Annotated in this window: 15 protein-coding genes; 5 read left to right on the plus strand and 10 right to left on the minus strand. The window is 39.7% G+C overall.

Annotated features, from left to right (window positions below; all coding sequences use genetic code 11):
• Positions 1-48: 48 nt before the first annotated feature.
• The 3 genes from IPP86_01140 to IPP86_01150 all read right to left on the minus strand — a co-directional run bounded on the left by IPP86_01140 (position 49) and on the right by IPP86_01150 (position 5,482).
• Positions 49-873, minus strand: coding sequence for a hypothetical protein (locus tag IPP86_01140; GenBank protein MBL0137117.1), 825 nt, complete (start codon positions 871-873; stop codon positions 49-51).
• A 157-nt stretch (positions 874-1,030) separates the two neighbouring features.
• Positions 1,031-3,559 carry a PAS domain S-box protein gene (locus IPP86_01145; protein ID MBL0137118.1) on the minus strand — a complete coding sequence of 843 codons (2,529 nt, stop codon included), beginning with the start codon at positions 3,557-3,559 and terminating at the stop codon, positions 1,031-1,033.
• 288 nt (positions 3,560-3,847) lie between these two features.
• A complete protein-coding gene (locus tag IPP86_01150) occupies positions 3,848-5,482 on the minus strand; it encodes an MFS transporter (protein ID MBL0137119.1) in 1,635 nt (544 codons plus the stop codon).
• 248 nt (positions 5,483-5,730) lie between these two features.
• Between IPP86_01150 and IPP86_01155 the strand changes: the two genes are divergently transcribed.
• From IPP86_01155 to IPP86_01165, 3 genes are all read left to right on the plus strand, one after another.
• Positions 5,731-6,222 carry a response regulator gene (locus IPP86_01155; protein ID MBL0137120.1) on the plus strand — a complete coding sequence of 164 codons (492 nt, stop codon included), beginning with the start codon at positions 5,731-5,733 and terminating at the stop codon, positions 6,220-6,222.
• Between the two features lie 256 nt (positions 6,223-6,478).
• Positions 6,479-6,805: a hypothetical protein gene (locus IPP86_01160; protein ID MBL0137121.1), complete on the plus strand. Its 327-nt coding sequence runs from the start codon at positions 6,479-6,481 to the stop codon at positions 6,803-6,805.
• Between the two features lie 214 nt (positions 6,806-7,019).
• A complete protein-coding gene (locus tag IPP86_01165; GenBank protein MBL0137122.1) occupies positions 7,020-7,511 on the plus strand; it encodes a response regulator in 492 nt (163 codons plus the stop codon).
• Between the two features lie 9 nt (positions 7,512-7,520).
• Here the strand turns inward: IPP86_01165 and IPP86_01170 are convergent, their stop codons facing one another.
• A complete protein-coding gene (locus tag IPP86_01170; GenBank protein MBL0137123.1) occupies positions 7,521-7,976 on the minus strand; it encodes a metal-dependent hydrolase in 456 nt (151 codons plus the stop codon).
• Positions 7,977-8,209: 233 nt separating this feature from the next.
• On the opposite strand from IPP86_01170, the gene IPP86_01175 reads away from it, so the two are divergent.
• Positions 8,210-8,599: a DUF1801 domain-containing protein gene (locus IPP86_01175; protein ID MBL0137124.1), complete on the plus strand. Its 390-nt coding sequence runs from the start codon at positions 8,210-8,212 to the stop codon at positions 8,597-8,599.
• A gap of 64 nt (positions 8,600-8,663) precedes the next feature.
• Here the strand turns inward: IPP86_01175 and IPP86_01180 are convergent, their stop codons facing one another.
• From IPP86_01180 to IPP86_01190, 3 genes are all read right to left on the minus strand, one after another.
• Complete coding sequence (locus tag IPP86_01180) at positions 8,664-10,193, minus strand: hypothetical protein (GenBank protein ID MBL0137125.1); 1,530 nt, start codon at positions 10,191-10,193, stop codon at positions 8,664-8,666.
• Positions 10,194-11,196: 1,003 nt separating this feature from the next.
• Complete coding sequence (locus tag IPP86_01185) at positions 11,197-12,912, minus strand: hypothetical protein (GenBank protein MBL0137126.1); 1,716 nt, start codon at positions 12,910-12,912, stop codon at positions 11,197-11,199.
• A gap of 322 nt (positions 12,913-13,234) precedes the next feature.
• On the minus strand, positions 13,235-15,451 hold the full coding sequence (locus IPP86_01190; GenBank protein MBL0137127.1) for a DUF3857 domain-containing protein: 2,217 nt from the start codon (positions 15,449-15,451) through the stop codon (positions 13,235-13,237).
• A 141-nt stretch (positions 15,452-15,592) separates the two neighbouring features.
• On the opposite strand from IPP86_01190, the gene IPP86_01195 reads away from it, so the two are divergent.
• Positions 15,593-16,174: a PhnA domain-containing protein gene (locus tag IPP86_01195; GenBank protein MBL0137128.1), complete on the plus strand. Its 582-nt coding sequence runs from the start codon at positions 15,593-15,595 to the stop codon at positions 16,172-16,174.
• Between the two features lie 202 nt (positions 16,175-16,376).
• On the opposite strand, the gene IPP86_01200 is transcribed toward IPP86_01195, so the two are convergent.
• From IPP86_01200 to IPP86_01210, 3 genes are all read right to left on the minus strand, one after another.
• Positions 16,377-17,117: a hypothetical protein gene (locus tag IPP86_01200; GenBank protein MBL0137129.1), complete on the minus strand. Its 741-nt coding sequence runs from the start codon at positions 17,115-17,117 to the stop codon at positions 16,377-16,379.
• A 199-nt stretch (positions 17,118-17,316) separates the two neighbouring features.
• The gene (locus tag IPP86_01205) at positions 17,317-17,922 is read right to left on the minus strand and encodes a T9SS type A sorting domain-containing protein (GenBank protein MBL0137130.1); all 606 of its coding nucleotides are present in this window, start codon (positions 17,920-17,922) and stop codon (positions 17,317-17,319) included.
• Positions 17,923-18,298: 376 nt separating this feature from the next.
• Entirely contained in the window at positions 18,299-18,934 is a 636-nt protein-coding gene (locus IPP86_01210) for a response regulator transcription factor (GenBank protein MBL0137131.1), read from the minus strand.
• Positions 18,935-18,969: the final 35 nt, after the last annotated feature.

Here is an 18,969-nt window from a genome sequence, read left to right on the forward strand (position 1 = left end):
AAATCAGCAATCTAAAATCAACAATCTAAAATCAACAATCCAAAATGTCTATTTTCCCTTTTCATTACTGGTCTTCTCATCAAACGTGATATCGAGAGCGCTGCCTTTCATTTTTTCAATGGAGTTTTCGGTGAATGTATCATTCCAGCGAATTAACATTTCTACTTTTTGCATGTCATTTGCTGCACCTCCGGGCATACGATCCCATTTTGCAAGAAATGCTGCTGTTTCGCCCTTATTTACTAAAATGGGTTTTGCAGTTGAGAGAATGGTGGCATAATCGTTTCCATCAGGCATTTTTACAGAAATTCTGGAAGGATAGATCACTCCAATCTGGTCCCCGGAATATGTACATTTAAATTTTACAAATGTCTTGTCCGTTTCCTTTTCAATTTTATCCATGCTGACATCAAATTTTCCAACAGTCAATTGATTCTGAGTGGGGGGCAATTTGAAATCATTCGCAGGGATTCCTTTTTTGGAAGCAGGAATTCGATACAAACCATCAATCTGGAATGAATAATTTTTAATTTTATTGTATCCGGCACCTTTCAGATTAATGACGCGGGTTGCAGTTCCAAATGGCTCTACTTCTACCCATTTCTCTGTTGGAGCACTTTCTTTACCGTCGATGATGAATTTACTTTCTTCCGGTTTGTAGAGTATAAAGTCGCCTGATTTATTTGTCAAACGGATTTTAAATTTTATTTCAGCATCTGTCGATACTGCATCCAAAATGGTAATATTCAGTTCTTCTGTTTCATATTTTGTTCCATTGTAATAAATTTTGTCATACTTGATTTCTTTTGCATTCTTCTGGGAGAATACATTCCCTCCACACAGGCACAAGAGGGCAATGATGAGATGTTTCATAAATAGCTTAGTTTGGTTTGATACAAAAGTATCAATTTTAAATAAATATTTTAGTGACGTGTTTTATGGATTTCCCCAAAGAATAAAAGACAAATAAAACAATTCAGTCAACTGAACATTTTCTTGTTCGGCCGGATTGAACAAATCAGAATGTATTTCAGGATTGTTTTTGAATCGGCACTATTAAAACAATTTGAGTACCGTCACCAGAATCTATTTTCAAATCTCCACCCATCATCATGGCACGTTCCTGCATACCCATGAGTCCAAGAGTCTTGATCGTTTTTAATTTATTTTTATCGAAACCCTGTCCATTGTCCCTCACCGACAAAGTGATAGTTCCGTTTTTTTGGAGTAGGGAGCTTTTAACTTTTGTCGCTCCGGAATGCCTGGCGATATTTGTGAGGGATTCCTGGAAAACACGGAAGATGCCTGTGGCCATGGATTTGTCGTAGCCCTCTTCTCCAATGCTGGTTGAAAAATCTGTTTTTATTCCGGTACGTTTCTCAAATTCCTGACTTTGCCATTCCAGTGCGGCGATCAGTCCGAGGTCATCAAGAATTCCAGGACGAAGTTCGGTTGAAATTCGACGAACAGATTTCACAGTATCGTCTATCAGAGAAATCATACTTTGTACTTTGTCATCCACTTGATGGTCAGCATTCGGCAACTTTTTACGTAACCAGGACAAATCTATTTTCAGACTGGTGAGCTGCTGACCCAGTTCGTCGTGAATTTCACGGGCGATGAGAGTACGTTCGTCTTCGCGTACATTGAGCAGATGTGAAGAAAGAAGCCTAAGCCTTTCATTCATGAGAATCATTTCCTGTTCTGCCTTTTTATTTGCCGTGATGTCGCGTGAAATTGCAAGAGAAGAAGTGATTTCCCCTGTGGAATTTCGTAGAGGAACAACATGCGATTCCACCCATTTGCGATTACCACGAAGAGTGGTAATTTCAAATTCCTGCTTGAAGGATTGTCCCAAAAAAACAAGTTCAGAACTTTCGGCATATGTTTTTCTGTAATTTTCATTAATTATATCTAGAACCCGTTTCCCTACAACTTGTGATGCATTGGAAGCTTCCAGTATTTCCATTCCGGCAGGATTCATTTCAAGTATAATTCCATTTGCATCAACTGTTTTGATACACTCCGGTTCTGATTGAACAATGGTTCGTAAACGATTTTCGCTTTCAGCAAGATCCGTTTCGTATTTTTTCAAACCTGTCAGATCCATGGCAGTCCCAATCATTTTTTCAGGTTCTCCTTTTTCATTGCGCAGGATGTAAGCTCTGTCATAATAAATACCGTAACTTCCATCAGAACATCTTCCCCGGAATTCGTCGGACCAAAACGGACTGTCTGATTTTAGTGTATTGGCCAGACCATTCATAACTCTTGCCCGGTCATCAGGATGAATCAAGCTTTCAAATGTTGCCGCATCCATTGGAAATTCCCCCGGTTTATACTTCAACATGGCGTACAAATGATCACTCCACCAGGCTTCCCCGGTTTTCAAATTAGCCTCCCAAACTCCATCGTTTGTAGCTTTCAATACGTAATTGAACCGTTCGTTTGATTTCCGGATCTCATTTTCATTACGGATTTTTTCGCTGATATTTTTTATGGTGAAAATAATCCGGCCATCCGGTAATTTTGTTCCGGCAACTTCAACGGGTACTATGGTACCATCATGGCAAATGAGATTTTTTAATGTTAGCCCGGTTGTCCCATTCCGGAAAATGTCAAACCAGATAACCTTTTGCTCATCCGTACAGTCAAAAAGCTGCATGATGTTGAAGCTCTTCAAAACAGATTCCGAATAACCCAACAAACTTGTAGCACTGTGATTCACTTCAAGATTTTTCCCGTTCTCGTCCACAATAAAAATCGCATTCTCAGAACCTTCAACCAATGCACGGAATCGTTGTTCGCTGCTTTTTAATTTTTGTTTAACCAGAATTTCTTCAGTGACATCGATAGAAAGGACCAAACGTATGCGTCTTTCGTGCAAGACAACTGTATGATAATAGATCTCTGCAAAAATTATTGAACCATCTTTTTTTTGATGCTTCCAGATACCACTATAGCTCTCCTGATCATTCGTTTGTTTTACATGCTGTTTAAAATTCTCCCATTCTTCTTCCGGCCGGATATCAAATGATGTCATGGATAAAAACTCTTCTCTGGAATAACCATAATGATTAACAGCTGCCTGATTGACGTCAATAAAACTCAAACTTTTAATATCCACCGCCCACATCGGAATTGGATTCTTGTCAAACAGAATCTGGTATTTTTTATCCGTCTCAAAAACGGGATTCCAGACCTTTTTCTGATCAGTAATTTCCTTTACAATTAAAGTTGTACCCGTTGTGGAAGGATAAATTGAAAAATGATACCACTTATTGTAGGTAGGATAATAGTCTTCAAGAAAGTGCGCTTTCTGTGTCTCCTGTGCTTTTTGGATAGCCCTGTAAAATTCCTGGTTCTCGATCAAATGAAACTCATCAAGAATATTCTTGCCAAGAATGTCTAAGTTATATTTTGAAAGAACAGAAATTGCAGTTGGATTGAGATAAGTGCACACACCTTTGGTGTCAAGGGCCACAACCCCATCCACAATCCTGTTCATCAATTCTTCAAAACCGATAACTCCTTCCGGAGGATTGAGTGCAAAATTCATAGTCATGTGAATTAACGTTGTGGAAATCGATTTATGGATATATTACGACCACAAATGCTAAATCAAAATTGGTTGAGAAAACTTCAATCTTCAATAAAAGGTATTTGATTGAAACATAATCGCCAGAACTGACCAGGGGCTCGCATTCGGTATCAATTGATTAAAGATAACAAACCTTTTAGAAAAGAAAATAGAAAAAACGCCACGGAACAAGTTGGTTTTACAGCCCTTTTAAACGAAATTCAAAGGATAAATTTCACCCTTAATTATTGATTCCTAAATATTTGCTTAGTGCCCGGCTGATACCTGCTGATCAAAATCCATACCCTGTGCCTTGAGAATTTTTTTCGTGCGTAATGCATGCCACACCATATAAACAAAGCAAATCAAAGGTACGACGTAGCTAAAATGAGTATAGCTAAGTCCGCCAATTCCTCCAGGGCTGATTTTATCGAAATCACAAATAACTCCCTGAGCAGGAGGAATGATCGCTCCACCAAGAATCATCATGATTAAAAATGCGGATCCCTGGCTGGTATATTTTCCGAGTCCGGCGATTGCCAGAGCAAAGATGCAAGGCCACATGACTGAACAGCACAAACCACCACTGATGAAAGCAAATGTACTTACCTGTCCCTCGGTCAATAAACCAATCAACATGGCAATGGATCCAAATGCCGCCATCGTAAACAGCATGCGTGCAGGACGTTCATTCGCATAGAAAAATGCCGCAATCAAAAAGAGTACACAAATAATATAGATATAAAGATTTGTAACATCGTTTCCGCGGAGATAATTCACAAATAAAATAATCGCGAAAGCAATCAATGGAACTAGCACTGTGAGAATTTGCTTCGTTGATTTTTTCAAATTGAATACGGCAACGGCTCCGGTCCATCGTCCAATCATCAGACTTCCCCAATAGAGAGAAATAAACTGTGAAATAAATTTCGCGTCCAGTCCGCCAAATTCAGGCTGACGCAACAATGCGCCCATATTGCTTTGAACGGTTACTTCCATTCCGACATACACGAAAATCGCGATCATGCCGAGTACGAGTTGAGGGTATTGCATCGCGCCCCAGCCTTTCGGACTTTTTTGTGCCGCAAAAAGCGCGTAAAACAATAAACCAAGGATGATGACCAGCGAGCCCAGTACCAGAAATATTTTTTCATTTTCACCAAACATGGTATTGAAAAACAAAAGGACAATGGTAGGAACCGCGATCATGAAGAGTAAAGACATCGCCTTTGAACTGTTTTCAACATGCTCCTCAAGCCGGATAGTAGGAAGTTTTTTAGAAGTCAAAAAGAAAAAAGCGACAAGAAAAAATAAGCCGCCAAGGATCAGGTATACGGTTCGTATCGATTGAATCGTGGCAGTGCCTTCATTGTTCAGATCTCCGAACAAAACATAACTTACTGCCAGTGGACCGAGTAATGTTCCCAGCGAATTTACACCTCCCGCGAAATTTAATCGATGGGCTCCAGTTGCCGGATTCCCGAGTGCAATGGCGAAAGGCTGTGCTGCAGTTTGCTGTAACGAAAATCCGAGAGCAATGATAAAGAAACAAGTGAGTACCATTCCAAATGTCGCATGCTCCCCGGATGCGATAAATGCAAGTGATACAGCCCCGACAACAGACATGCTCAGTCCGATGATGATGCCGTTTTTATATCCGATTCTGTTGAGAATATCCACCCCGGAAATGGCAGAAAACAGATAAAGCAGGAGGGAACCGAAAAAGTATGCACCGTAGAAAGACGTATCAATCAGCTGTGATTGAAATTGATCGAGATTAAAGTGAGACTTACAAAATGGAATAAATATTCCATTCGAAGCCGCCACGAATCCCCAGAAAAAGAATACAGTTACAAGTGTTGGCAGCGCCCCTTTGCTGATAGCCTGGTTGGTGTTTCCCATTTTTGTTCTTCAGGTTAATGAATGTGAGATACCGGATGCTCATTTTCCGGAACGTTGTAAAATTAGAAGAATGGACAATTTGATTGGGTTTTCGTCAAATAGTTTTGAACAAGGGACGTTCAATTATGATGGAAGCAGATCTTCTTTACAATCGGATAGGTGGAATTCCAAAATATTGAATAAATTTGAAGTACACTGGCCTGTTTCAGCGATAGTCTTTTGTTTTAGAATTTTTTAATTTCCTTTTTATGCACGCTCTCAGAATTGTAGTGATTGAAGATGACCGGCAGAATGCTGAAATGATCAAAGATTTTATTCAGACAAATTATGCAAAAGCCGAACTCGCGCTGTATGCGACAGGAGAGGAGGCAATCAGTAATACAACCATCACACCTGATCTTTTTATTATTGATTACAATCTGGATTCTGTGAACCCAAATGCACTGGATGGAATTCAAATCATGATGAAACTTCGCGATGAACACGATGCTCCGGTGATTTTTCTGAGTTCACAGGAAAATGCAACCATTGCCGCCAACGCGATCATGTATGGCGCGGATGATTATGTGGCGAAAAATAATCAGGACTCATTCAATCGTCTGGGAATCGCTATCCACAATGTATTGCACAATATTTATCTGCAAAGGGATATCGTTAAACAAAGACGCTTCATCGGAATCGTTGTATTTTTAATGCTCACACTTCTTTCCGGATTTTTACTGACGCGTCTCATGTCCTGACAAGACTTTATAAAAGTAAGAGACATTATCGGACTTAAAATTTTAAACACAAGTTGCCTTATTAGTAGTAGCATATCCTCAACTTAGTAAGGCCCACTTTGATGAAATTCAAAATTTCAGAAGCGGACACAATGTTTTGTATTACCATGTTGTTCAACCACATTTCACTTTCGATTTTCCTATAGAAGAAATTCCTGAAAACATTTTTATATCGGAAGTAATTTCAAAAGCACAGGAAGACAGGAAATTTTCATTTGTGCTTCGAAGCGTGGTCATCAACAAAGATGCATTCAGCAATCAGTACCATGTCTTTCTAGTACCGGATGAGGGTTTTAGCTCACTGATAAAGCTGTATGAAATATTTTATAGCGATACTTTTAAAGAAAATCACCGATTCGATATAGATTTCATTCCGCATCTTGGAATTGAAAATTCAACCGATAAGGATTCTGTAAAAACATGGGTTGATGAATGGAACTCAAAAGATTTTTCCGTCAAAGGACAAATCTCAGCCCTTACCATCGTCCATTATGAAGACGGAAAAGTTGAAAACATACTCGATATCCTGCTGAATGAAGGGTAGGAATTGCACTTGAATTGCATAGGGCTGGTAAACAATGAATTGGGTCGTTTTAAAGGAGAAAATTCAGGCTTGTAAAGGGGGATACGAGAGCATCGAAACGGTTTCTGAAATATTCCGATAGTCCATTCAATGAAGAAAAAATTCTTAAATTTGGAATTCCCCTCCCGATTAAATTCCACAAACAAATCCTGTTCAACATTTATAAACTATTGCAATGAGTACATTACGTTTCGTTCTGATTGAAGACAGCCTCGCTACAGCTGAAATGATTAAGGATTTTTTAAACATGACTTTTCCGGATTCTGATGTATTGATTTATACAACCGGTGAGGAAGCGATTCAAAAGATTAATATCAAACCCGATCTTTTCATCATCGATTACAATCTGGATTCTGTAAATCCAAAAGCTTTGAGAGGTATTCAGATCATGATGAAACTTCGCAATGAATACAAAGCTCCAGTTATTTTCCTTAGTTCTGAAGACAGCGAAACGCTTGCAGCGAATACACTCAAAGCAGGTGCCGATGATTACGTGACAAAAAATAGTCACGATTCATTCAGCCGTCTGGAAATTTCAATCCGGAATATTCTAAACAGTACTCATCTCAAAGAAGAAGTTGCACGACACAGAAGGTTTATTGGTATCCTGGTAACGGTATTGGTAGTTCTTGTAGCGATTGTTCTTTACATGCGAACGCTGTCCTGAGGAAACAGTTTATTTTCCCTTCTTAATTATTTTTACAATCAGCAAAAGAATCAATCCGGGTATCCACACCCAGATAAATTCGCTTTTGAATACTTCCCAGCCTCGCGAAGTAAAAAAACCACCAACACTTATTGGTGCCACACGAATCGGATGAAATGGGAAGAAGTATCGCTCATTTGTGAATGGCGCAAAAAGCGCGACACCGAGACCACCATTGGTGAGCATGTCAAGTAAAGGATGCGAGAGTGTTGCCAGAAAAAAATAGAACAATAAAGAGAAGTAATTCTTTGTAAAAGGCTTTTCGCGTTTATAAAATACGGAAACAACAATGAATGCGAGCAGCAGGGAGAATGATATGGAATGGGTGATTCCACGATGACCCCAGAGTGAATCGTAAGGAACACCATAATGAAATCCGATTGCGTCAAGATCCGGAATAGCAGCGCAGATAGCTCCAAGAAAAATTAATTTTAATAAGTTTCCCCTTTCGTTGTTTTTCCAAGTACATAAGCCGCGAAGGCATGACTAAATGCTGATGGCATGGATGTTCGAATGAAGAATATTGAAAATATTAGAAACTTAAAGATAAGTCAATTTCGATTAGTTCTATGAATATTGTATCCAATTGAAATTGCCGAACCCTTCCGGCATTTGAAAACTCAAATCTTAAATTTATATTTGATCAAATAAAAAAAATTATGCCCCTCAGTACGGAAGTAAAAGCGGAAATATTAAAGAAACTGAAATCCGCGCTCAGGAAATGTTCCCCACCCATGGTAATTTCTAAGGAGACTGAAGAAAGTATGGAGCTGATGGGAAACAAACCGGTGCCTTATGGGTATGACAAGAAAATTGTACCCGGAATGTATTTTTCGAGCTTCGTTGCAAGAAAAGACATGGTCAGTTTTTACTTTTTCCCAATGTACATGCATGCAGAATTTAACGACATCATACCTACCATGATCAAGACCCTTAAAGGGAAAACCTGTTTTAATATCAAGAAGCCCGAACAAATCGATGAAAAGGAACTGGCGGCATTGCTGAAAAAAGGAGTAGCCGCCTGGAAGAAAATGGGCTATATGAAATGAGAGGATGAAGGGATCAGTGTTTGTACTTTGAATCTTCATTCGTCAGCAATATCAAACTCAATGTTCAGTTTTTCTTTGCATCCTCGTTTAATTCACGGATAAACAGATTCCATTTCTCTTTCCATTTTTCCATTGTCACGGTTTTCTCAACTTCCCCGAGTGAACTGTATTTAATGGAATTGATGGCCAGCATTTTTAGATCCGCGAGATCCAGATCCCAGGCCATAAAGGCTTCATAGAAATCATAGGAGAAAGTATAGCCCATCATTCCCGGGTCATCAGGATTTAATGTTACCGGCAAACCACTCCTGATCCAATTCACTGCCGGATGATTTCTTAAATCCGAAACATAACCAAGTACCTGATTACTCACGGGACAAACTTCAATGGCTATTCTTTTGTCCCTAACTCGTTCCATCAAACGGGGATGTTTGATCAAGGCGAGACCATGGCCAATACGTTTGCTTTTCAACATCAGCGCGTCTACGATGTCTGAATTATTCGTCCAGTTGCTTTCGCCGGCATGAAAATAATACGGAAGACTGACGCCGCGTTTTCGGGCTTCTTTCTCTATGGAAATAAACTGGTCAACACAGGTACTCAGATCAGGCAATGCATCTTCCTCTCCAACCAGATCAAAACCTGCTATCCATTGAGGATATTTTTCCCTTAATCGAAGTGCTTCCTGCAAGGATGCTGTAAGTTCCGGTCCGCCATTTTGTTTCATTCGGGTAAAAATGAAGCGCACCTGAAAATCCCTGTGCTTATCCCTTATCTGATTCACAAAATTCTGATACATAAAAATAGCTGTATCCGGCCCTTTTCCCTGCTGATCATAACCACAAGGTCCTCCCAGGAATGAACGCAGTTCCAGCAATTGAACATTTTCATCCGCTATCACCATTAATTCTCTTCGGTTCCATTCTGAGTATACGGCTTCATATGACTGCAAACCATCGATCCTTGAAAAACATTTTTCAAATTCAGCCCAGATGTCGGGTTTGTCCAGATCTTCTGTACCAAGTGTAATGCTTTCATACAGTTCTTTGTCAAACCTTGTCGCATCACCCGAAGCCGCACGAAGTGCAGCAATGGATTTCCAGTCCGTTGATGGTGGTGATGAAAAAAAACGCATCGCGCCATTCACTTCTTTTGTTGTGTCTTTGCCTGTGTTGAGATAACAATTTGGAAGATATGTAGCGTATTGAATGAGCCAATGAAAATCTCCAATCGCACCGGGATGCGCATGCAGGACTGCCCCTTTGGGCATCTTTTTAAAAATGGGAAGAAGGGGAGAAGCGTCAATGAGAGGTTTAACTGTCAGAAAATTATGGGCAGGAGGAAATTGCGAACCGGTTCTTTTTATTTCTTCTGCTTTTAATTTAAACAAATATGCTTCCGCGCTATCTTCTTCAACGGAGAAGTTAATCCGGTAAGATAATTTCATACTCTCTTCCGATCGCATCAAACCAAGACGGCTGGAATTATATTCTTCTGTAGATTTGATTTGCGCAAATGAGCTGGAATAAATATTCAAGACAATAAAGACACAAAGAATGGTGGGGCGAATGAACAGTAAATTGAAATATTTCATGGGGGCAAATGTATTCTATTTTCTTGATGAGGTTAACGATTTCTGTACAGTTTATCGACGATAGGCTATTCCAATTTTTGAGAAATCCTGCACAAATTACCAGAATCAATCATTCAGGTATTTTTGTTGTCTATCAATGACCTGAGGAGAATTCCATTTACAAAAATTTCAACAAATCTTCTTTTTTCTTTCCCATTCTTGTGGATTGTTTTTTATATAACTGGAGATACAATCAAATTCAAATTGTGAACGTATTACATGATCATGAAATCGTGCTTGCCATCCAAATCGTGAGACATCCTTTCTGGACAACCTTGACACCGCTGATTTAAAAGACCCCACCATCGCTGAAATTGTATTTTTACCCTGATTTCGAAATCGTTCTTTCCCTGGATTTATTGTAAAATTATTTCTTGAGGCATTTTGATCTTCAATTGAATATTGATCAGATGGCCATTCACCCGGGGGGAAGAAAAGGCCGGGAAATTAAATTTAATTAATTGTTTTCCCCCCATTGGTTTTAAAAAAAAGAAGGGGGAAAAAAAAGGGAAAAACCCCCCCCCCCCCCCCCCCCCCCCCCCCCCCCCCCCCGGCCCCCCTTTAAAAAAAAAAAAAAAAAGGGAAGGGGGGGGGAAAAAAAATCCCCCCCCCCCCCCCCCCCCCAAAAAAAAAGGGGGGGAAAAAAAAAAAACCCCACCCCCCCCCCCCCCGCCCCCCCCCCCCCTCCCCATTTCCTTCCCCCCCCAAACCCCCAAAACGATTGGGGATGGGGAAAAAAAAGGAAAGGGGGGGGCCCCCCGCCCCCCCCCCCCCCCCCCCCCCCCCCCCCCCCCCTGTTAAAAATTTTTTTAATTTGTTGCCATAAGATATAATTTTCATCAAACATCTTATGAATGATATAAAACCACAACCTCATAAAAGCAAAAAAATTCCGAAACCATTTTAAGGTTCCGGAATTCACTCTGGTTAAACGAAACGTGCCTGGAAAGTTTTCTTTAAAATGTTAGCTGTCAAAAGACAGTTTTTCTTTCAAATTATCCTTCGTGGATATCGCGTTTTTACTCACCGCGAATTTAAACACACAGTTACTTCGCGCATTGGAGTATTTCTCTTTAAACTCATCAGGTTTAATGACAGCAAGTCGTCCATCCGGTAAAACAGCCCAGACTAAATTTTTCGAGGTCGGATCAAATCGAAAATTCTTCTGACCCTGGTATGAATAGGTATAAACTGTATTCTTTGTTTTGTCCGCCAGGTAAACCGCTGCTAGTTCCAGCTTCTTTCCGTCCTGGTCCACAAATTGCGCATACACAGTTCTTCCTTTTGGCATGCTAAGTGGCCGGTCGCAATTCCAGATACCAAATCCATCAATCTGAAACTGACGAACAACGTATGACGATGTGGAAACACTGGTTACTGTGTATCTGCCGTTTTCCGCGAAGTATTTTGTTGTGTCTTGTTTGAATTTTTCGAAAGCGATACGATCGCCTTCATACCGGTCTTTTTGCATCGACTGGAAAGAACCGATTTTGCTTTTGAATCTTTTTCGATTGACCTCAGTGGGGAATTTAGGGACAATATTTATGGAAACAGATGATTGTTCATCGTACAAAGTAAGCCTGAATAAATCCGGTTCCGGGGTTTCTTCAATGGAAAAATTATTCCATGTGCGTGGCTGCAGTCGTTTTACAGAATCATTCACCGGTTTGTAAAACAATTTTTGGTGTATCTCTTTCGCGTCTTCACCCAGGTAAGCCCAGGAAGTCGACCCGATCAACTTCAATTCAGGTACCGATTTGTTCAGAGATGTAATCCGGAATACAAAGTGATCCGGTTCTTTCTTTTTCTCCCAGAAGAAATTTCTTTTCGCCACGGGGTATTCAGAACAAATCAGTCGGGTTGGATATTTGTTCGCGTTAAAAGCGAATTTCTTTTCAGTCGAATCCCTTAATTTATTCATCTGCTGCCAGCTGCTTCTTCCATCTTGCTGTGTAATCACATTATCCTTCCCTTTATTCACCCATTTATTTTTGGACGAATCAAAGTAATACAGATTAAAATCTTTTGAATCTTTCATGGAGGCGAGCATGACATTTATTTTACTCGCGGGATTTACATACAATCGCTCATTGTTTTTAGAGGCTGTAAGCTCGATCATTCCGGCAGATTCAAGTTGAGCGGAATCGCCATCCAGATAATTCATCGGGATTCCACTCAGGAAGATATCCAGGTAATTATAATATTCCCTGAATTTCACGTCCACATCTCCCTCAACAATTTTCCCGTTCTTGTCCAGGAAGGCCCTTGGAGGAATCTGAATGCTTGAATTGTGTTTCGTGGTAAGAATTTGCCCGACATTCGCATTCACTACTGATTTTTGTAATTCAGTATTTATAGTCGGAAATGGAGGATGAACGCCTGCCGGGAAAACAGGGTCGGTGATGCGATCAGTAAACGCGTGAGGTAAAAGTAAATCCTTAAAATCCGGATCAGCATCCGCATTCCTTTCAGACAGCACAAAATCTGACGAATCGATAGCATGCGCATGTTCTGCTGTACCGGAGCTACTTTGCATCTCACTATTTAATTCCTTCAACCCGGAATTTCGAAAATGCAGAAACAAATAAATCCCGGATCCTAAAATCATACTACCCACTGTCAATACTACAATTGTTTTCGCGACCTGATTCGGCTGGCGAATTGGTTTGTTCGGAATCATGGTGACCTCCCTTTTTTAGAAATAGATAAATAATTGGAATAGGAAGTAAGCGTGAATCCATTCTCCGCGAATTGAAAAAGAAAAACTAAAATCGTTCCGGGAAATCTTCTATTGCTTGTTAACGATCCTTAAGATGCAAATATTTTGATGCCCAATTAATTTTTTATTGGTCCCTGGAAAAATGAACGGTTCAATTTTACAAATAGGAAAGGAAAGCAAGATCAGGAGCCGTGCTTAAAAATATTTATTTTCTATTTCCGGATACCTGCAGGAAAACACGATGTAAGACTATCCGGTGACACTGCGAAGTTCGGGTACACCATCACAGTTTTCTGACACGGTAGGTCCTTTTATTCCAGTTTCGGATGGCATCATAGACGGTTTGTACGTCACCGGCATTTTGAGCAGGTACAATTTCGGAATGAACAATTAATGTGCTTTCGATTAAAATATTTTGAGGGTCTTTTTGTTCTATATGTCTGATGTAATGCGCGAACCCGTTCGCAATCGTATCATTGTATTCACCCGCATCCAGTAATTCTACGGGTTGATCGAACTGAAGCATGAAACGATGGATATCCTCAGAATTGAAGTCAGGGTAATAATTCAGATTTCTGTTTTTAGCTGAAAAATTATCGTCTACATAATTGTTAAACCATTCATTGAGTGAAAAAGTGTAATCGCCCTCTTTGTCTTTGTTTACAAAATTTGATTTTCGAAAACTATAAGTAAATGAAGCATTGTAAGGAAATACGGAGCTTATCTCATCTTTTTCTATTGTTGCCTTTTGTCCGGCATCGGCCAGATCAAGAACCGATTTGTAGTAATTCGGACTAATGGTAGTGTCCTTTGCTTCGTATAAAAAGTAACCTCTGGTTAGTGTAGAAAATTGTCCGCTCAGTTTTAATTTTCCCTTTGTATTCGCTGAATACGAATCAAGAGATATTTGAACCAGCCCATTTGTTCTTCTTGTATTGTCAGCATGATCACTTTTTGGTGTTCGAATAAATTTAAATTCAACATCAGGCAGAACATCTTTTTTCTGAGTAGCGGGAAGATGTTGTGGCACCAGTGGTGCAATTACATTTTCATAATAAAAGGGAAGTTCATTCGCTTCGTAACCAAAACGGCTGCTTTTTGGGTAATAGAAATTCAGCTGGTTGTTTTGAGGAAGCACATAACAGAATTCTTCAGATCCCATGCGTTCATATTGTGCAGGATTAATCGCGTCTGTTCGCTTGTCATGTAAAATTGTTAAATAATATTCCCGATCCACACGTAAAAATAGTTCCTCATATAATCGTAAACGGCTGATGTAACGGAGCGTTTTATTTTCAATATTTTTCCCAAACTTCTCCAAACCATTATCAGATCCCTCGATAAAATCTATATCATCAAGGTAATTGAATTCATCCGCAATCGTATGTTGAATGACTGACATTATTGTGGAGGCTGATGTGTCTGCGGCTTTTCTGATTTCATCATCAAAGAATGCATTCATACGAGTGGTAGAATTGTCCATTTTTTTGAGCTGCAATTTCAGATTGTCTTTTTCAAAACCCAGCAAAGGCGATAGCGCATACCACCAGGGATAAGGTAAAGGATACATGACCAGACCGCTGTTATCTCCGGTTTGACCGTAATCGAGGTGATGAATATAAAATGTGAGATATGGCAATTCATTTATTGGACGGCCTCCGCTTTCGTTAATTCCGCCTTTTAAATTTTTCTCCCGGTAGATGTAATCTTTGTATTTCATTGTATTTCCCTGAACAATTTGAGTATCCACCGGAGCCGCCCCATTGTGATTGAAAATCATATAGGTGTCATTTAATTTGTGTCGAAAAGTAAGTTGGTAATTTTGTTTTGGGAGATCACTGTTAAAGTACAAATGAGATGAGGGCTGATAAGTAAAAGACCCTTCATAGGCGTACTCCATTTCCAGTTCATCACCAACCTGAAGATTAGTGATCTTAAAAATCCAATTGTAAAAAGTCAAATCTCTTCCAGCACGTGGCTGAATCTCTACTTCCTGGTTTTCCTGTATTTCTGCGGGCTGCACTTTACCATCCGGCTTCCAGATCCTTGCGGAAAAATAGCGGATGCACTCAAATTCACCTCTCGGCCGGCGAATTTTGTCTCTTTTCAAATATGGTACAATGTTCAGATCGTGAGAAGGGTCAAAACTCTCAGGCAATGCAAAGCTGTTATGTTTCTGGATGCCGGCAGTTGTGAGATATTTAATCCGAATGTGTTTCTGCACGATAGGCGACTTGCTATCGGAGGATTCATCGACATAAAAACCCCTTCCTGAGGTCGAAATATAATTGTATGGCGGAGCCTGGTTACCGGAAATATTATACAGGCATTTTTCATCAAGAATTACTGCGTCTTCTTTTTCAAAAACGGGATCAACTGAAATTGCGACTGGCTTTTCCGCAGGCCATGAAAAATCTGCTTTCCGATAACTGAAACTTTGAGATTTAGCCGGCTGAAAAATGTGGAGGTATAAAATAAAAGCGAGAATGAATTTTTTCATGAGAAAGTTTATAAATAATAATTATCGAATATTAGAAAAAATATTTTACATCTGAAAAACAGCACTATTTATTTTTTTATTAGGGTTCAGAATTTCCTCTTCCGGTCAAAAAACCGTACTATTGCCGCCTAATGAGCAACTATGGATTTTGAAGCGGAATTGAAGGAAAGAAGCGGTAATACCTGTGAACTTTGCGGATCAGTGAATGAACTTTCGGTATATACCGTACCACCAAATACAAATATTCAGGCAAGCACTTGCGTTTATGTCTGTGAAAAGTGTTTGAAACAAATCGAGAAGAAAGAAGAACTCGATCCTGCGCATTGGTCATGTTTAAAGGACAGCATGTGGAGCGAAGTCCCGGCTGTGCAAGTAGTGTCATGGCGGCTTCTAAACAGAATGAAACACGAATCCTGGGCTGCGGATGCGATTGATATGATGTATTTCGACGACGATCAGATGGAGTGGGCTAAGGCTACAGGCGAACATCTTGAATCAGAAAATGATGAAATGCACCGCGATAGCAATGGCGCATTGTTGCAGACAGGAGATTCAGTTACCCTTATCAAATCCCTTGATGTAAAAGGTTCCCAGATCAACGCGAAGATTGGAACCGTTGTGAAGAATATTAAACTTGTTGCCGATAATACCGCACAAATAGAAGGTAAAATAGAAGGACAACAAATAGTTATTCTGACAAAATTTGTCAGAAAGTCTTCTTAAGCATTAGGATCAATTACAAAACATTGAAACCTTGAAGCCATCACAAGAGTGATGGCTTTTTTTATAAATTAAAAGCGCAGTCGTTCTGCGAGACGACTGCGCTAAATAAAAAAGGCTCAAAAAAATAAATCTTTAAATCTTCAATAATTCAACAGGGACTTGTATTATAGGGAACATTATCCCTTGTTTGAGTGAGAAGGATTTAAAGTTGTGTGATAGTCCAGGTGACATCTTTTATTGCCGGGAATAAAGCGGAAGCGCCACCTGTAGTATGAATCGTATGTGTACCTCGGGAAAGTGGTTTGAGCATAATCCAGTAGCCACCAATGACAGCTTGTTGTTGCGTTCCATCAATACAGAAATTACTGTTGAAACAAGGATCACCAACATAATTAAAGATGGGTGAAATCGCCTGGTAGTCCGTTACATTGTTTATCGTTTGACCGTCAATTGTAAGGGTCAATTGATCCATGTATGGAACAATACCTCTTACATCACCATCTATGGCGCTTAACAATTCTCCACAACCTGTGTTTGCAAAATAATAGATCAGCGGGAAGAACACGGATTTACCTCTTGGAACAGTAACCGAACGGGTGACCGGAGTTCCTGATGGAGCGCCGGCGAGGAAAAATACATGACCATGTTGATTTTGATTTTGAAATGCTCCGGTTTGATCCAGGTAGGGTGAATGCGTACAATCAAATTGAAATGTCCATTTGAATAATTCTGCTGCCCACTCCCCATAACTTTTTCCGTACATATGTGCCTGGGCCGGGAAAAGAATGGAATTACAATGTCTCTCTGAACTCAGTGAAGGATCTTCTCCGGTTGAAGACATTGGACTCATGTCATCGGTTTTCTGACAAGCATTCAGGCTAAATAAACCTGAAATAAGCAAAGTGGCAAATCCTGCTTTGAATAAATTTTTGAAAATTTTCATGTGATTTAGTTTAAAAATTAATGAATATAAATTTTGGGTGATATTGATTTTAAAATTGGAACCAGATTTTTAAAAGAATTTATTGAATACAAATGCGATGTAAAGTTGTAGTGAAAAAGCAAGGTTGCTACCTGCATAAAGATGGAGCGTTTCTTCATCCCCGCGTATGGAGCCGTCAACTGGCAATTTCAGCACTGCTTTAATTTAGTATTATTTTCCCCTGGGAAGTTTTCCCATCCATATCACGGAGTCTGTATAGGTAAATACCCTTATCTTTCTCCAATAAATCAATTGTGGTTTGTGTGCCTGCTATACATGAATGAAAGATCATTCTTCCTTGCATATCAAAAACATCAAGTTCACTCTTATCGGCCAGGCCTGTCATATGGAAAAGACCAGTGCCGGGATTTGGAAATAATTCAAAACCCCAACGTTCAGTATATTCATCTACCGCTGTCAGTGTTGACTGACAATTCCCAAAAAACCCGGTAACATCACCACAACCCGGAGTGACCAATGCCCAGGTACCTACACCGTAACATGGTGGATCGGGAAGAGAAGTAAAGGAATTTGAATAACCGATAGAAAACCCTGGAAGATAAACGATGACCCATTCATTGGATGCCGGATTCCATTCAATGGAATATTGTCCGCTTCCATCATGGTAAATGTTTCTACCGGTCGGGTCCGTGGAATAATAGGTAAACGTATTGGAGCCACAACCACTGAGAATGATTGTAATTTGTGAAAAAGCAAATGCATTGCACAAAAACAACAGCAATGATGTAATGTAAATTTTTTTCATACAGATAAGTTTAGATTAACAATGTTAAATTGATTAGATGATATTGTCCGCTTTGGTAATGCCGGGAACAATGCGGCATATTTTTATATTCTGCACAGAATGGAAAATATTTATTTTGAAATTCATTCAGATAAAGCACCCCTCATCTTACAATCCCAATCGATTCGGAAAGAAATTTTACTGAGCGCAATTTTTTCCAACCATACATGAGTCCATGTATTATTTTCGAAGTAGCATGTTTGTCGAAAATAATGTATGAATTTGCACAACGAAATTAGATCGCCCCTTCACAAGGACAACTGCACAATGATGTAGTCTTGAAAAAAGTAAATCCAGGCTCAATCAAAAGATTCAACTGAAAAATGCCAATTGGATTTTACACAATCTTGTGTTTGATGGCTTTGATAATGGCTTCAGATTTTGAGTGAACATGAAGCTTTTCATAAATGTTTCGTGAATGAAAACGGACTCCATCCAATGAAATAGAACAGGCTTCAGCGATCATTTTGTAACTCAATCCTTCTACGAGCAATTGAAGTACCTGAATCTCCCGATCGGACAAATTAAAATTTTCCTTCTTGCCGAATTTCATATTTCTTTGAAAGGCCAGCAACACCTTTCTTGCAATGGATGAACTCATCGGCGAGCCGCCGGATTGCACATCCTGTAACGCGCTGAGTAACATTGCCGGGGGCGTATTTTTCAATAGATAACCTGAAGCTCCTGCACAAATTGCTTCAAAAACTTTGTCTTCATCCGAAAAAACAGATTGAATAAGGATATTTACTGCGGGAAATTTGATTTTTATTTGTCTGGTCGCTTCAATACCGGAAATCCCCGGCAGATCAATGTCCATCAATGCAACATCTGGTTCAGCTTTTTCCACGCGATGATCGAGATCGCCTGCATCCGGATAGGCGCCCACACAAATAAATCCTTCAGTGCCGTTAATTAGCTGGCACATCATTTCTCTCAGCTGTTGATTATCTTCAAAAATGATTATTTTAAGCATGTGAATTCCGATTGAAATGTTTATTGCGCAGTGAT

Source organism: Bacteroidota bacterium, assembly GCA_016720935.1.
GTDB lineage: Bacteria > Bacteroidota > Bacteroidia > AKYH767-A > 2013-40CM-41-45 > JADKJP01.

What these genes read in the sequence shown, in the direction of transcription:
- IPP86_01140 (MBL0137117.1), bottom strand. Translation starts at nt 873, where the DNA reads ATGAAACATCTCATCATTGCCCTCTTGTGCCTGTGTGGAGGGAATGTA.
- IPP86_01145 (MBL0137118.1), bottom strand. Translation starts at nt 3,559, where the DNA reads ATGAATTTTGCACTCAATCCTCCGGAAGGAGTTATCGGTTTTGAAGAA.
- IPP86_01150 (MBL0137119.1), bottom strand. Translation starts at nt 5,482, where the DNA reads ATGGGAAACACCAACCAGGCTATCAGCAAAGGGGCGCTGCCAACACTT.
- IPP86_01155 (MBL0137120.1), top strand. Translation starts at nt 5,731, where the DNA reads ATGCACGCTCTCAGAATTGTAGTGATTGAAGATGACCGGCAGAATGCT.
- IPP86_01165 (MBL0137122.1), top strand. Translation starts at nt 7,020, where the DNA reads ATGAGTACATTACGTTTCGTTCTGATTGAAGACAGCCTCGCTACAGCT.
- IPP86_01175 (MBL0137124.1), top strand. Translation starts at nt 8,210, where the DNA reads ATGCCCCTCAGTACGGAAGTAAAAGCGGAAATATTAAAGAAACTGAAA.
- IPP86_01180 (MBL0137125.1), bottom strand. Translation starts at nt 10,193, where the DNA reads ATGAAATATTTCAATTTACTGTTCATTCGCCCCACCATTCTTTGTGTC.
- IPP86_01185 (MBL0137126.1), bottom strand. Translation starts at nt 12,912, where the DNA reads ATGATTCCGAACAAACCAATTCGCCAGCCGAATCAGGTCGCGAAAACA.
- IPP86_01190 (MBL0137127.1), bottom strand. Translation starts at nt 15,451, where the DNA reads ATGAAAAAATTCATTCTCGCTTTTATTTTATACCTCCACATTTTTCAG.
- IPP86_01195 (MBL0137128.1), top strand. Translation starts at nt 15,593, where the DNA reads ATGGATTTTGAAGCGGAATTGAAGGAAAGAAGCGGTAATACCTGTGAA.
- IPP86_01200 (MBL0137129.1), bottom strand. Translation starts at nt 17,117, where the DNA reads ATGAAAATTTTCAAAAATTTATTCAAAGCAGGATTTGCCACTTTGCTT.
- IPP86_01205 (MBL0137130.1), bottom strand. Translation starts at nt 17,922, where the DNA reads ATGAAAAAAATTTACATTACATCATTGCTGTTGTTTTTGTGCAATGCA.
- IPP86_01210 (MBL0137131.1), bottom strand. Translation starts at nt 18,934, where the DNA reads ATGCTTAAAATAATCATTTTTGAAGATAATCAACAGCTGAGAGAAATG.